A 14,121-nucleotide genomic window follows, 5' to 3' on the forward strand; every position below is an offset into this window, starting at 1 on the left:
TTCGGCAGGCGTGCCGTATCGAACGGTGGCGCAATCGCGGAAGGGGTGGGCGAGTGCAACTGGTGCAACGCTCCAAACGAGTCGTGGAGGCACGGCTCGACAACACGTCGGTACGGGCGCTGTCGGGATCGATGGTCGCCTACGAGGGGCAGGTCGATTTCAAGTCCGCGGGCTTCGGCGGTGGCGATGGCCTGTTGGCCGGTATCAAGCAACGTGCCACCGGTGAAGGCCTGTCGTTGATGGAGGCCGCAGGCAGCGGCGTGGTGTACTTCGCGCACAACGCCGCCGAGACCACCATCATCGACATGGCCGGCGAGACCCTGCAGGTGGAGTCGCAGCAGCTGATGGTGCTGGCAGGCAATCTGCAGACCAACATCACCTTCACCGGGGTGCGCGGTGCAACGTCGGGTCAGGGACTGTTCACGACCACGGTCAGCGGGCACGGCCAGATCGCGTTGCTGTCGCAGGGCGGGCCGCTCATCCACCTCGAGGTGAGCCCGCAGTATCCGCTCGTCGTCGACCCGGACGCCTTCGTCTGCGCGCGCGGCGCGCTGAACCAGTCCTTCGTCACCGACGTGAGCTGGCGCAGCGCGCTCGGCCAGGGCGGCGGTGAGGCGTTCTCGCTGCGCTGGGACGGCAGTGGCGTGGTCTCGATCCAACCGGCCGAGCGATAGGGAGCACAGCGATGTTCGAGAAGGTCAACGGCAAGGTCGTGTCGGTCGACATCGGCCGGAGCGGTCCGATCGTCGCCCGGCGTGGGGCGATGCTGTTCTACACCGGCAACGTCTACTTCCAACCGCACCAGGTGGCCGGTGCGTCCGGCGGCATGGGCGGCATGGCCGGCCGGATGATGTCCGGCGAGCACGAGTCGACGATGATCGCGCAGGGACAAGGTGTGGTGCACTACGGGTTTCGCGGTATCGAGATCCAGATCATCGACGTCGGTGCGGTCGGCGGCATGATTCGCGTCGAGGTCTCACGCACCCTCGCCTATACCTCGAATCTGCAGGCGTCGATCGTCTCGGTCGCCTCGCAGGGCGGCGGTGGTGGCGGTGGCCTGCTGCGCTCGATGCGCTCGGCGGCGGCGGGTGCGATGACCGGCCAGGGTATGTTCACCACCCAGCTCTCCGGCCCCGGGCAGGTCGTGATACTCGGCCACGGCGGGGTCTTCGAGTTGCCCGTCTCGCCGGACCGCCCCCCGGTGACCGTCGACCCGCAGGCCTACGTGGGGGCCGCCGGGCCGGTCAACACCACGCTGCGATCGACCGTCAGCTGGCGCAATGTGGGCCGAACCGGCGGTGAGGCAATGCAATTGGAGTGTGCTGGGCAGGGCGTCGTCTACGTTCAGGCATCGGAGGAGAAGTTGTGAGTCAGCTCAACACCATCTGGAATCCGGCGACCCTACCGGCCGACGACAACGTCCCCGACAACGACTACTCGTTCTGCATCGACCTCGAGCAGCCGTGGTTCATGTCGAAGGGCGCGATGATCGCGTACTACGGCCAGATGAACTTCACCTCGCTCCAGCACGGGCTCTCCGGGCAGCTGCTGCACATGGTGGCCCAACAATTCTCGGCACCACTGCATCTCGGCGACTTCGTCGTCGCCGAGGGACACGGGAAGCTGATCATCGGCGACCGCGGCTACCACATCAACGCCTACGACCTCGATGACGGAAACCTAACCATCCGGGCCGCGAATCTCCTTGCCTTTCAACCACAGTTGTCGCTGCAGCAGTCGATCGTCCCGGGCTTCCTGACGCTCATCGGCAGCGGCAAGTTCCTCGCCTCGTCGAACGGTCCGGTGATGTTCGCCGAGCCGCCGGTGCGCGTCGACCCCGAGGCGCTCGTCGGCTGGGCCGACTGCCCGTCACCGAGCCACCACTTCGACGAGGTGTGGGTGAACTCCTTCATCGCCGCCGCCGGCCGCCGGTTCGGCATCAACTCCGGTGAGGAGCGTCAGTTCGACTTCACCGGTAGCGGAACGGTTCTCATCCAGTCCAGTGAGAAGGTCCGCAACGACACGTCGGTCGTCCGCACCATTCAAGGCCACCTTCCCGGTCTCTCGGTCCCCGGTCTGCAGCAGATCAATCAGGAGATCAACCAGCAACTCGGGCAACAGCAGTAGCCACCCTCATTCCCGCTCAACGATTTACTTCCCGCTCGCCGAGATCGGTGAGCGGGAAGCAAATGAGTGAGCGGGAACGACCAACGTCAGATCAGACCTCGATGTGGTCCTTGGCGTCGGCGGGCTCGTTGCGCCGGCGGATGATGCTCGAGATGAGCGCTGCCAGGATCAGCACCACACCGACGAGACCGGTGACGATCTCGGGGACGTGGGTGCCGATCGAGTAGAACAGGATCAGTGCCAACGCACCGATGGCCCAGTGCGCGCCGTGCTCGAGGTAGACGTACTCGCTCAGGGTGCCCTTGCGGACCAGGTAGACGGTGAGCGAGCGGACGAACATTGCGCCGATGAAGCCCAGGCCGAGCGCGATGATGATGGGGTCGGCGGTGATGGCGAACGCACCGATCACACCGTCGAAGGAGAACGACGCGTCGAGGACCTCGAGGTAGAGGAAAAGGAAGAAGCCGGCCTTGCCCGCGGCCTTGGCCAGGTCGCTCGGTCCGGAGCGCCGTAGTTCGGCATCGGCGACCGATGCCGCATCGTCGACGCCGGGCGTTCGCTGCGCCTGCGCGTGTTCATCGGCGGATTCGTCGGGATCATCGTCATCATCGTTGTTGAACAATTCGCCGAGTCCGTTGACGGCGATGTAGGTGATCATGCCGAGTACCCCGGCGAACAGTACCGTCGAGCGCTCGTCGTCGGGGGCGATGAACTCGGCGGTGATGATGAGCAGGATCGAGGCCACCACGACGGAGAGCTGGTCGAGTTTGCCGATCTTCTCCAACGGCCGTTCGATCCAGGTGAGCCAGGTGATCTCCTTCTCCTCGAAGATGAAGCCCAGGAACAACATCAGCAGGAACATCCCGCCGAATGCAGCGATCTGTGGATGCGCGTCGGTGATGATCTGCTCGTAGGTCTGCGATCCGTCGGTCGGCGGGTTGAGCGCCAGCCGCATCGCTTCGACCGGGTTCAGGCGCGCCCCCAGCCACACGATGATCAGCGGGAACACCAGGCGCATGCCGAAGACGGCGATGATGACGCCGACGGTGAGGAAGATCTTCTGCCAGAACTCGCTCATCCGGCGTAGGACGGTCGCATTGATGACCGCGTTGTCGAAAGACAGCGACACCTCGAGGATGCCGAGGATCAGGGTGAGGAAGAGTGCTGTTGTGCCGCCGTAGAAGAAGGCGGCTATCAATGCCAGGATCGTGACGACGATGGACAGACCGAATATTCGCAGTACCACTGGGGCGTGGCCTTTCTGATCATGCTGGGGCGGTGTGCGTTACGCCGGGAACCGACGGCGTCGGTAGCCGGTGGGCGCGCCGCGTTGCGACGCCCGGTGGACGACGAATGCCGCACCCGTCACGAAGGGCGGGTGCGGCATCGGCGAGTAGGTGTCGACGTTCAGACGTTGACGCCGTAATCGCGGGCGATACCCGCGAGGCCAGAGGCGTAGCCCTGGCCGACGGCGCGGAACTTCCAGTCGGCACCGTTGCGATAGAGCTCACCGAAGACCATGGCGGTCTCGGTGGAGGCGTCCTCGGAGAGGTCGTAGCGGGCGATCTCCGCGCCGCCGCTGCGATTGATGACGCGGATGTAAGCGTTGCGGACCTGGCCGAACGACTGGCTACGCGCGTCGGCGTCATAGATCGAGACCGGGAAGACGATGGTGTCGACCTCCGGGGGAACGCCGGCGAGATCGACGTTGATGACCTCGTCGTCGCCTTCGCCCTCACCGGTCAGGTTGTCGCCGGTGTGCTCGATCGAGCCGTCCGGTGACCGCAGGTTGTTGAAGAAGACGAAATGCTGGTCGGAGAGCACCTTCTTGTTCGCGCCGAGCGCGATGGCGCTGGCGTCGAGGTCGAAATCGGCACCGGTGGTGGAGCGGGCGTCCCAGCCCAGACCCACGGCGACCGCGGTCAATCCCGGTGCCTCCTTGGTCAGCGAGACATTCCCACCCTTGCTCAGGCTCACGCCCATGTTCGTCTGCCTTTCTTTCGTTGAACGGCCAACCGCCACTGTCTGTGCGATGACCACACCCTATGCGACGAATCCGGCGTCCGACAGGTGCAGGTCGACCGACCGAACGAAATCGAGTGGCCGCCTCATCCGCGCTCGGACCCGTCGCCCAGGAGCTTCTTCTGCACCTTACCCATCGCGTTGCGCGGCAGTGACTCCGTCCACCGGATCTCGCGGGGTCGCTTATGGGCCGATAGTTCTTGTCCCACAAAGGCGATCAGCTCGTCGTCGGGTGACCGGTCGCCGACCACGTAGGCGACGATGCGCTGCCCGAGGTCGGCGTCGGGGACGCCGATCACGGCGACCTCGCGGACCGCGGGATGTGCCAGCAGTACTGTTTCGATCTCACCGGCCCCGATCCGGAAGCCGCCGGATTTGATGAGGTCGGTGGCCCGCCGTCCGACGATCCGATGCATGCCGTCATCGCCGATCACCGCGACGTCACCGGTCGCGAACCAGCCGTCGCCGAGCCAGCTCTCGGCGGTGGCATCGGGCCGATTCAGGTAGCCGGAGGCAAGCATCGGCCCGCGCACATGCAGGTCACCGACGGATTCGCCGTCGTGTGGCAGCGCCGCACCGCCCTCGACGAGCCGGGTCTCGACGCCCGTCAGCGGTAGTCCGACCCAGCCAGGCCGCCGCTCGCCGCCGGCGCGGGTGCTCACGGTGATCATGGTTTCGGTCATGCCGTAGCGTTCGACGACCTCATGCCCGGTCACCGCACGGATCTGCTCGAAAATCGGGACGGGCAACGGGGCGCTCCCCGACACCAGCAGCCGGGCCCGCGACAACTGCTGGGCGAGGTCGGGCGCCGCACCGATCCGAGACCACACCGTGGGCACCCCGAAGAACATCGACGCGCCGTCCGCCGCCGCGCGGGCATAGTTCTGCGGGGTCGGTGTGACGGTGTGGATGAGCCGACCGCCACGGCGTAGCGGGCCCACCAGGCCGAGGATCAGTCCGTGCACATGGAACAGTGGAAGCCCATGCGCGAGTGCGTCGTCGGACGTCCAATCCCAGGCGTCGGCGAGTGCGTCGAGGCCCGCGGCGATTGCCCGGCGGGTCATCGGCACGCCCTTGGGTGCGCCGGTGGTGCCGGAGGTGTAGAGGATCAGCGCCACCGAATCGGCCGACGGCTCGGGGTGTGAATGCCAGGACCTGGCGTAGCGGCGGACCGGGATCGTCGGCAACGTGGCGCCGGTGGGTGCCTCACCCAGCCACGCCTGTGCACCGGAATCAGTAAGGATGTGGTGGATTTCGCGGCGCCCGGAGTCGGGCGGCACCGGCACGATGGTGACGTCGGCGATGAGTCCGCCGACCACGGCCAGCACCGTCGACCCCGTCGGCCGGGCCAGAACCGCCAGCGTGCGCGCCCCCCGGATGCGTTCGGCCACCGCGGTCGCGGCACCGACCAGATCCTCCCGGGACAGGTGTTCGTCGCCGATGATGACGGCGTCGGCGAGGTCGGGCGCATTCGGTGACAGGGTCGGCAGCAACACGACCCTTACTGTGCCACGCCGCTGCGTCAGGCGGTCGCCTGCAGGATCTCGAGCGGACGCACCCAGCCGTCACTCATCAGGCGCAGCAGCAACTGCGCCTTGTTGCCGATCGGCCGCCCGGCATCGGCGTAGCGCTGCGTCACCCGCCGGTAGTGTTCGCGCACGGTGCTCTCGGCGATGTGGTGGCGGCGCGCGGTTTCGGCCATCGTCGTACCCAGCGCGTACGTCGTCAGGATCTGACGTTCGCGCTCGGTCAGCCGGACGCGGGCGGATCGGTACGGCAGCCGGTCGGCGACACCTGCCAGGAAAGCCGCGAGTTCGGTTGCTGCGCAGACAGTATCGGGAATATCGAGCCCACGCGGATCGCCGGCCCGCACGCCTACGCCCAGCAGGACCGCGTTCTGAAACCGCGGATTCTGCCGAATCTGGCGGAGCCGGTGTGCCGAGCGCACCAGGATGACGGTGCCGGCTCCCCCCGCACCGGAATCATCTGCACCGGAATCCTCTGCGCCGGCTCCCCCTGCGGCCCGGGGGACCGCCGAATCGTCGGCGTCGAGCCGGACGATGCCCGTGTGATGGCCGAGCTTCTCGACGAGGGCACACAGCGCGGTATCGAAGATGTCACCCTCGGCGGCCACGGCGACGAACAGGGACCGATCCGCGGAATCGTCGGGGACGGCGGTCGGGACCGGCCGGGGATTCTCGTTCTCGTGCTGCATGGGCTCAACCCTTTCCGACGGCAGGGCGTCGGTCACCCATTCGTGCGACACAAATGCTGTTGATTCGGGTGTATACGGCTACCAAACGGCGATCGTCATGCGTGATTACGCATGAACAGCTTCCGCGGGGCACAATATTGTTCATGTCCGAGGGCTTACGTGTGCTGGTCGCCTCACCGCTGGGCGAGGTGGTGGCCGCTCCGTTGCGGTCGCGATTTCCCGATTGGACCGTGGAGGTGGCCACCGACGACACCGACTTCGTTCGGCGGGTCGCCGGCCGGGTCCGCTTCGACGTCGTCACCGCCGATCTGGTCTGGAACCGTCCCGATACGGAATGGGCCTTCGACGGCCTGGACGTGATCGAACTCTTGCGTGCCCACGACCGGCTGGCGCCGGTCCTGCTGGCGGCGCAAGGCCACAGCATGGAAGTGGACCTGATCGAGGAGGCGAGCCGACGCGACGAGGTGGTCGGGGTGGTCGCCAAATCCGACGGTTTTGCCGCGTTCGCCGACGCCATCCGCGTTGCCGCGCTGGGGCGCAGCCTGCCTCCGATCCCCTCGCCCGGCCGCCGGCCCAGCCTGTACGAACTCTTCTCCGGGCGTCGTGGGCAGACCGCCGGCCGGATGGCCGGCGCCATCGCGGCCGGCCACGTCTCCGACACCGCGTCGCTGGCCCGGGTGGCCAAGGTCTCGCCGAACACCGCGAACAAGATCACCAGCCACTACCTGGGGCCGATGATCATCCAGCGGGGCGAACACGACGAGCACCTGCCGATGACACAGGCGTCGGTGTACCGATGGAGCGGACTGCATGCCCGCTACCTGATGAGCTGGTGTCGCCGCAACGGTCACGCCGACGTGCTCACGGCGTGAGCGGGCGGCACAACCAACCTTGACGGCCGCTCACGCGGCGGCGTGTGCCGGCCCAGTGTGCGCAGTGTGCGCGGTGAGCGCGTCGTCGATGGCGACACGGTAGCGGCCCGACGGCAGGTCGCCACCACACACGATGGTGCGGGCGGCGAACGCGCCGACCACCCCCGCCAGACTGGCCGCCGTGCCCAGTTGCGGCCACGACGGAATCGTCTGGCCGACATGGGCCAGCGCCTCGGCGACCCGTGGGGCCACGTCCGCGCCGACGATCGCGCACGCCACCCGCACCCGGTTCGCCGGGTCGCGCAGTGCCTCCAGGTCATACTCGGCGATCTCGCCTGCGGCTCCGTGGAACGGGGGATAGTCGCGATCGAGATCATGACGTTCGACGTCGATGATCACGTTGTCGCCGTCGTCGGTGACCATGATCAACGGGATTCGGGCGGTGCGCACGTGCGAGCGCACCGCGACCTTCATGGCCAGGTCGTCCATCTCCTCGATGACGACGTCGACCGGCCGCCCATCCCGGCCGCGCAGGAACTCGGCCGACCTGTCGACCTGATAGCCCCGGTCCCAGGTGGCGATCTCGGCGTACGGATCTGCCTCGAGGAGGCGTCGGGCCGCCAGGGTCGTCTTCGCCAGTCCGAGGTCGCACACCGAACCGGCGAGCCGGTTGAGGTTGGTGGGGCCGAGCGTGTCCGGATCGGCGAGATGGAACCGGCGCGCCCCGGTCAGCGCGGCGACCTGCACGACGGAGGCGCCGACGCTGAGGCCGGCCACCGCCAGCTGCGCCGACGACCACGCGGCCTGCTCGTCGTCGGTGATGAGGAATCGGTTGCGTGCGGTGCGCAGCCGGTGCAACAGCGGGTCGACCGGCACGCGGACCACCGTGCGCCGCCACGGATAGACGACGTAGCGGCTCCACGAATCGAGTTGGGCAGAATCGGGAACCTCCTCGCCGGTGAACTGCGCGAGTGCGGTCAGCTCGGGACGGGCGGTGGCCCACGCATCCACCAGCCGGTGGTCGCCGGCATGCAGAAGTGCATCGATGCGGTCGCGATCACGCGCCGGGTCGAGGATGTCGATCATTGTGCTGTTCCTTTGATGTAGACGTCTTTGGCGGCGGCGCCGAAGCCCGCCGAGTGGTATTCGTGCAGGGTGATGGTGGCCCGGGCCGAGCCTCCCGATGACGCGCTCAGTGCCCGGAACTCGGAGTTCGTGCGCACCAGCGACGCGTGACACCGCTCGCTCAATCGCGTGGTCAGGTCCCTGCCGCCGGTGGCGTGCCGGGCGAGTTCGGCCCGGATGTAGAGGGTTTGGTGGTGGTCGCGGTCCTCGAGCACCTCGACGACGAAGCGACCGGTGAGTTGCGCGGCGAGCGCCGGATCCTCGAAGGCGGGCCGGATGTTGGCGGGATAGATGTTGAGGGAGTGATAGATCGCCGCGATGTCGGTACGGCCGTACAGAACGAGGAAGTGATCGTCGGCCCCGACCTGGGCGGCGAGTTGGACGAGGCCGCGCCGGTGCAGGACCGAGCGTAGTGCGGCACCATCGAAAACCCTTCCGCGGTCGTTGATCCGGTAGCGGATCAACGGCATTGCCGAATCGACGGTGAACAGCAGATGGCCGTCATCGTCACACTCGGTGTAGCGGTATTCGGGGTGATAACGCACGAAGGTCGGCTGTGGGGCACCTGCGGTGCCGAAGAGCAACTCGGACAGATGCTCGTCCTCGAGTGCGGCCCGCCGGACGGCGATGCTGATCGGCGTCTCGTATCCCATGATCCCGGCGTCGGCGGTCCCGTACTTGAGGCAGATACGTTGTGGCTCCGACTCTCTGCCCAGAAGACCGAGTACGTGGTCGCGCCACGTCTCGGTGATCGCCTCACCGGCCAGCAGGATCTTGATATCCATGGCCAGGAGGTGCGGCGGAGTGTTGTCCAGAAGGTCTTTGATCAGCGGCGGATATCCGGCCACCACGACCTGATCGTAGTGCGGACCCAACTCGGCAAGCGTGGCCACGGCGACATCGACGTCGATACCGGGAGTGGCCACACCGATGTGATGCCCACGGTCGGCGAGCTCGAGCACCCCGGCCATCGTGTAGGTCCCGCCGATCCAGGTACCCATGGCAAAACAATTGAGGAGCAATGTGGTTCGCGTCCCGGACCCGAACGACTCGGTGAAGATCCGGTCGTACATGGCGGCGCTCTGGGCGAGTGCGACTGCGCCGCGGCCGAATTGCGTGGGCACGCCACTCGACGAACCCGACGTCGACGACCAGATCATCGCCTCGCTCAGGCGGCCGTCCCAGTAGCGCATCGGCTGCGGGTAGTGGCTGAGGTAGTTCTCCTTGGTCATCACGGGCAGCCGGGCGAAGGAATCGTTGTCGGTTCGATCGGCGGGATCGACGCCGTTGCGGAGCAGGAAGTCCGCATAGGCCGGAACCCGGCGGCGAGCACGCTCGGTCACCGCCACGGCCAGGTCCACATCGCTGATGGTGATCACAGGAGTCTCCTTGTCGGGTGTGGTCGACCGGGGAATCCTCTTGTCTCGCTGCTGCTCTCCAGGCGCTGCCGAGGACGTCGACCTGAAGCCAGTGTGGATCGGGGTGAATGGTGCGTGCGAGCTCTGCGCGGTGAATTCGGCCGTTCGCCCGACCGTCGGACGAATGGCGATCAATAGGCTCACCATGAGCGAAAACCATTGTGGTGCAGTGATAACGCGTACGCGGCGAAGGTGCCGTCGGCCTATCGGGGTACGAATTGTTGTCGTAGGCCTGTGGTAGCGGGACGCCCGCTACCGGTCCGCCCGGATCACGACCTTGCCCCCGGCGTGCCCACCGGCGGCGAGGGCAACTGCCTCGCGCGCGTCGTCGAAGGGAAATGTCGCGGCGACGGGAACCACCATGTCGCCGTTTCCGGCCAGCCGGATCAGGTTGGACCGCACCGAGTCCCGGAACATCCGGCTCTGCGGTTGCTGACCGCCCAAGGCGGTGAAGCCGTCGGCCCCGGCTCGCCGGGGCGCGGCGACGGTGACGATCCGGGAACGATCGGCGACCAGCTCCAGCGAGGCATCGATCGCCTCGTCGGTGCCGACCGCGTCGAGCGCCGCGGCGATCGGTGTGCCGTCGGCGCTCGCGCGTATCCGATCGAGCACCCCGGGCCCGTATTCGACCGGCATCCCACCGAAACCGCGGACCCGATCCCGGGATCGGTGGCCGGCCGTACCGATGACGTGGATGCCACGCAGCCGCGCCAACTGCAACACGGCGACGCCCACCGCGCCCGAGGCACCGTGCAGCACGATCATCTCGTCGCGGGTGGCGCGGGCCGCCCGGAGCATGTCGGCGGCGGTGGAGCCGGCGAGCAACAGACCGGCGGCCTGATCGAAGTCCAACGACGCCGGCTTCGCGAAGACCGTCTCGGCGGCGACGGTACGGGCTCTCGCATATCCACCGTGCACGCGGAAGGCGAGAACCTCGTCGCCGACCGCCGCGGGCCCGGATGCGATGTCGGTCTCGGCTCCGAGCGCGGTGATCCGCCCGGAGATCTCGTAGCCGAGTGGTGCCGGGAAGTCGGTCGCGGCGCGTGCGTGTTTGAGGTCGGCCGGATTGACGCCGGCCGACACGATCTCGATCGTCACCTCGCCGGGCGCCGGCGCGGGCACCTCGATGTCGGCGACCGCGAAGTCGTCGATGCCGCGCGGGCCGAGCGCGACCCATCCGCGCGTGCGCATCAGATCAGAACCCGGCCGGATGATGTCATGCGGCGAGGTTACTCGTCCCGTTCCTCCACATCGTCGTTCGTGGCCTCGTCGATCCGCCGCAACGGCTCGTATGTCAGACCGAACAGCCCGTCGGAGACGAGACTCACCACGAGGTCGCCGAGAGCAGCAGGCGCCAGCCCGGTGTCCACGGCGATCCGGCCGCCCCGAATGGCGATACCCACCAGCAGCGACGCCAAGACCTCGGCGCTGCGGCCGAGGACGTCGGCGCCCCCCGACTGCAGTCGGCGCCGGATCTGGCCGGTGATCTTCTGGATCAGCTGCTCGATCATGATCTCGCGGAGCGCGGCCGCGGTGGCGGGTCTGGGCTCTTCGCTGAAGATGAGATGAAAGCTGTCCGGAAAGGTGCGTGCGTAGTCGAAGAAGGCGAGCATGTCGGCTTCGACCGCTTCCCGCATACCGAACGACTCGGCGTCGGCATAGGTCGTGAACAACACCGCCTTCAGACGATCGATTTCGCGGGCAAAGGCACGCACATACAGGTCTTCTTTGCCGCCGAAATGTGCATATAGCGTCGGCTTCGTCGAATCGGCGTCCTCGGCGAGAATTGCCATCGTGGCGCCCGGATAGCCCAGACGCCGGAATGTGCCGACCGCCCGGTCGAGGAGGCCGTCATCGTCGTGGCGGTTTCCCGTGCTCTTCACCGTGCCGACCGTAATCTCTGTTCGCGTCCGCTGCTAGCCGCTGGTGCAGCTCAGCACATTACAGTGCACGTTCGGCGCGAGACCCTTCTGGCTGATCTCGGGATCGATGAGCTTTGATGGGTCGACTTCGAAGCTCTCCCCCGGCCCGCGGTAGGGGCCCGGATCGGGGACGTGGACGTCTTTGACCCCGGACATCAGAATGCGGAAGAAATTGTGGTAGAGGTCGCCGGCCGGAACCGCGGACAGCAGAACCGCGATATTCGGGTAACTGTCACCCAGAACGCCGGTCCAGGTGATCACCATGTGCAGGCTCGGGATGATGAAGTTGTTCTGGTGGAGGAAGCCGACCATCGCGTACAGATCCGCCGGCGCGGACTCGATCATCCGATGGTTCACGGTGACGGCCGCAGGGAAATCTGCACTGGTGCAGCGGTTCCCGGCGTTGGTCCAGAACAGCAACCCATAGCAGGGATTGCTGGGGGTGGGCGTGGACAACGCGTCGACGTACGCCTCGGAGATCACGCGGCGGCCCTTCCACACGCCCTGATTCTGCAGCAGGAGGCCGAGTTTGGCGTATTGCACCGGCGGCAGGAACAGATGCGCGTAGCCGTAGGGCTGCCCGGACTGGTCCCGCAGCCAGGCGTAGGACGACGCCGGGATGCCCACTGGTCCGAACAGATTGCGCTGTGCGTAGGCCACCAGGTCTTCGCCGACTGCTCGGTGCACCACATAACCGAGGAGGTCGACCTGCCGCTGGCCATAGACCCAGTGGGTTCCCGGAGCGTGATCGAGCGGGTAGGCCAGGGCTTCCTGCGCGATGCTCGGATCGCTGAGTGAGGTCGCAGCCTCCGACAGGATGGATTGCTTGATCCCCGAGGTCTGGGTCAACAACTCGTGAACGGTGATCGAGCGGTGCGCGGCGTCGCCCCAACCGCGCGGGAGGTACTTTCCGATCGGATCGTTCATTCCCAGCTTGTGCTGGTCGATCGCGATACCGGTGAGCAACGAGATCACCGACTTCGTCGAACTCCACATCGGGAAGGGGACGTTCTGGGTCGCGGCATTCAACGGTCCGGTACCGACCAGGCAGTTGTCCCGGAAGATCTGCACCGACAGGCGCATGTGACTCGACGCGTAGGCGATCGCGTCGTTCACCTTGGCGGCGTCGAGGCCGTGCCGACCGGGAGCGCTCGAGCCGAACGGTTGTCCGCCGCCGGGCAGGGCGCAGGACGTTCGATCGGTCGCCGGCGAGGCCTCGACCACCGGCGATGCCGCGATCGTCAGTCCGGCGGCAACCGCCAGGACGATACCCAGAACGACGCCGCGTCCGCCCCTGCTCCGCACCGGTCCGGCCTCCTCCGTCAAATGTGACTGAAGGCACAGTATGACCCGGAGGTAAAGGCACGCAACTCTCTAGCCGTATTGTGACGTGAGTGTCAGCCGCGCCCCGGCGCAGGCGTCAGTGCCCGTCGGCGGCCCACTTTCCGACCGCATGCCACGTTCGCTGCCGGGTCTCCTCGCCCACGATGTCGGTCTGGGTCACGATCAGATCGGTTGCACCCGCATCGAGGTATTCCTGCAACCCGTCGGCGACAGCCGCCTCGTCACCGATCACGAAAACGTCACCGGCCGAATCGAATCCGCCCAGTTCGAGGACGCGCTGGTAGGACGGGATGGTTTCGTAGAACGACGCAGCGCTGCGGGCGGCGGCTCGGGCGGGCGCCACGTCGTCGGTCGCCAGGGCGGGGACCGCGGCGACGATCCGCGGCGCCGGTCGTCCGGCGGCCGCCGCGGCGTCGCGGATGACCGGCGCGATGTGTTCACGGATGACCGCAGGCGCGGCGAGGAAGGGGATCGTGCCGTCGGCGAGTTCGCCGGTCACGGCCAGCGTGCGTGGTCCCATGGCGGCGACGAGGAGCGGGATCGGCGCACTGACGCCGGGTACCGCGGTGGGCAGCGGCGGAGCCGAGCGCAGTGTCGGGCCTTCGACCGCCTCGTCGCTGCCGTCGAGGAGCGGGCGCAGCGCGCGCAGGTGATCCCGCAGGGCCGCCGCCGGTGGCGGCAACTCGACCCCGTAGACAGAGCCGAGGGCCGGTGTCCCCAGCGCGACGCCGAGTTCGAATCGGTCATGGGTCGCGGCGGCGGCGGTCTTCGCCGCACTTGCCAGGTTGATCGGGTGTCGAGGATGGATGGGAATGGCCGAGGTACCGACGCGAAGGCCGGGGACGGCGCGGCCGAGCAGTGCGGCGAGCGTCAGGGCGTCGTAGCTGTAGGGCTGGCCGAACCAGGCCGAGTCGATCCCGAGGTCGGCGAGCTCGCCGCCCAGCTCGATCGCCCGATCGACGATGTTGGTGACCGATGGGTCGTTGGCGAGGGGCGGTAGCGCGATTCCGGTGGCCATGACCAGGCCAACCCGGTCCCGCGCCGGTGACTTCCGCCGGCGTGTGGTTGCGCCCAGG

General features: G+C 67.2%; 14 protein-coding genes. 4 read left to right on the plus strand and 10 right to left on the minus strand.

From position 1 onward, the window contains the following. Positions 1–53 precede the first annotated feature (53 nt). From ACLQ3C_RS16540 to ACLQ3C_RS16550, 3 genes are read left to right on the plus strand one after another with little or no spacing between them, the layout of a single operon-like run. Entirely contained in the window at positions 54–674 is a 621-nt protein-coding gene (locus ACLQ3C_RS16540; protein ID WP_425706173.1) for an AIM24 family protein, read from the plus strand. An 11-nt stretch (positions 675–685) separates the two neighbouring features. Further along, positions 686–1,369, plus strand: coding sequence for an AIM24 family protein (locus tag ACLQ3C_RS16545; protein WP_425706174.1), 684 nt, complete (start codon positions 686–688; stop codon positions 1,367–1,369). Further along, the gene (locus tag ACLQ3C_RS16550; RefSeq protein WP_425706175.1) at positions 1,366–2,127 is read left to right on the plus strand and encodes an AIM24 family protein; all 762 of its coding nucleotides are present in this window, start codon (positions 1,366–1,368) and stop codon (positions 2,125–2,127) included. Before ACLQ3C_RS16545 ends, ACLQ3C_RS16550 begins: the two co-directional genes overlap by 4 nt. A 91-nt stretch (positions 2,128–2,218) precedes the next feature. Here the strand turns inward: ACLQ3C_RS16550 and ACLQ3C_RS16555 are convergent, their stop codons facing one another. From ACLQ3C_RS16555 to ACLQ3C_RS16570, 4 genes are all read right to left on the minus strand, one after another. Continuing rightward, complete coding sequence (locus ACLQ3C_RS16555; RefSeq protein WP_425706176.1) at positions 2,219–3,373, minus strand: DUF475 domain-containing protein; 1,155 nt, start codon at positions 3,371–3,373, stop codon at positions 2,219–2,221. A 161-nt stretch (positions 3,374–3,534) separates the two neighbouring features. After that, positions 3,535–4,110 carry a TerD family protein gene (locus tag ACLQ3C_RS16560; RefSeq protein ID WP_425706177.1) on the minus strand — a complete coding sequence of 192 codons (576 nt, stop codon included), beginning with the start codon at positions 4,108–4,110 and terminating at the stop codon, positions 3,535–3,537. Positions 4,111–4,235: 125 nt separating this feature from the next. Next, complete coding sequence (locus tag ACLQ3C_RS16565) at positions 4,236–5,645, minus strand: acyl-CoA synthetase (RefSeq protein WP_425706178.1); 1,410 nt, start codon at positions 5,643–5,645, stop codon at positions 4,236–4,238. A 26-nt stretch (positions 5,646–5,671) separates the two neighbouring features. Then, positions 5,672–6,364, minus strand: a complete 693-nt coding sequence (locus ACLQ3C_RS16570; protein ID WP_425706179.1) for a LuxR C-terminal-related transcriptional regulator — start codon at positions 6,362–6,364, stop codon at positions 5,672–5,674. Between the two features lie 143 nt (positions 6,365–6,507). On the opposite strand from ACLQ3C_RS16570, the gene ACLQ3C_RS16575 reads away from it, so the two are divergent. Then, positions 6,508–7,236, plus strand: coding sequence for a response regulator (locus ACLQ3C_RS16575; RefSeq protein WP_425706180.1), 729 nt, complete (start codon positions 6,508–6,510; stop codon positions 7,234–7,236). A gap of 30 nt (positions 7,237–7,266) precedes the next feature. Here the strand turns inward: ACLQ3C_RS16575 and ACLQ3C_RS16580 are convergent, their stop codons facing one another. The 6 genes from ACLQ3C_RS16580 to ACLQ3C_RS16605 form a co-directional block, all read right to left on the minus strand. Further along, complete coding sequence (locus tag ACLQ3C_RS16580) at positions 7,267–8,322, minus strand: ThiF family adenylyltransferase (RefSeq protein ID WP_425706181.1); 1,056 nt, start codon at positions 8,320–8,322, stop codon at positions 7,267–7,269. Continuing rightward, on the minus strand, positions 8,319–9,740 hold the full coding sequence (locus ACLQ3C_RS16585) for a hypothetical protein (RefSeq protein ID WP_425706182.1): 1,422 nt from the start codon (positions 9,738–9,740) through the stop codon (positions 8,319–8,321). Before ACLQ3C_RS16585 ends, ACLQ3C_RS16580 begins: the two co-directional genes overlap by 4 nt. Positions 9,741–10,031: 291 nt before the next feature. Continuing rightward, positions 10,032–10,970, minus strand: a complete 939-nt coding sequence (locus ACLQ3C_RS16590) for a quinone oxidoreductase family protein (RefSeq protein WP_425706183.1) — start codon at positions 10,968–10,970, stop codon at positions 10,032–10,034. A gap of 38 nt (positions 10,971–11,008) precedes the next feature. Then, complete coding sequence (locus ACLQ3C_RS16595; protein WP_425706184.1) at positions 11,009–11,662, minus strand: TetR/AcrR family transcriptional regulator; 654 nt, start codon at positions 11,660–11,662, stop codon at positions 11,009–11,011. A 33-nt stretch (positions 11,663–11,695) separates the two neighbouring features. Beyond that, the gene (locus ACLQ3C_RS16600; protein ID WP_425706185.1) at positions 11,696–13,006 is read right to left on the minus strand and encodes a serine hydrolase domain-containing protein; all 1,311 of its coding nucleotides are present in this window, start codon (positions 13,004–13,006) and stop codon (positions 11,696–11,698) included. A gap of 115 nt (positions 13,007–13,121) precedes the next feature. Then, on the minus strand, positions 13,122–14,063 hold the full coding sequence (locus ACLQ3C_RS16605; protein ID WP_425706186.1) for a TIGR03564 family F420-dependent LLM class oxidoreductase: 942 nt from the start codon (positions 14,061–14,063) through the stop codon (positions 13,122–13,124). Between the last annotated feature and the right edge of the window lie 58 nt (positions 14,064–14,121).

The organism is Gordonia sp. DT30 (assembly GCF_049844915.1).
GTDB lineage: Bacteria > Actinomycetota > Actinomycetes > Mycobacteriales > Mycobacteriaceae > Gordonia.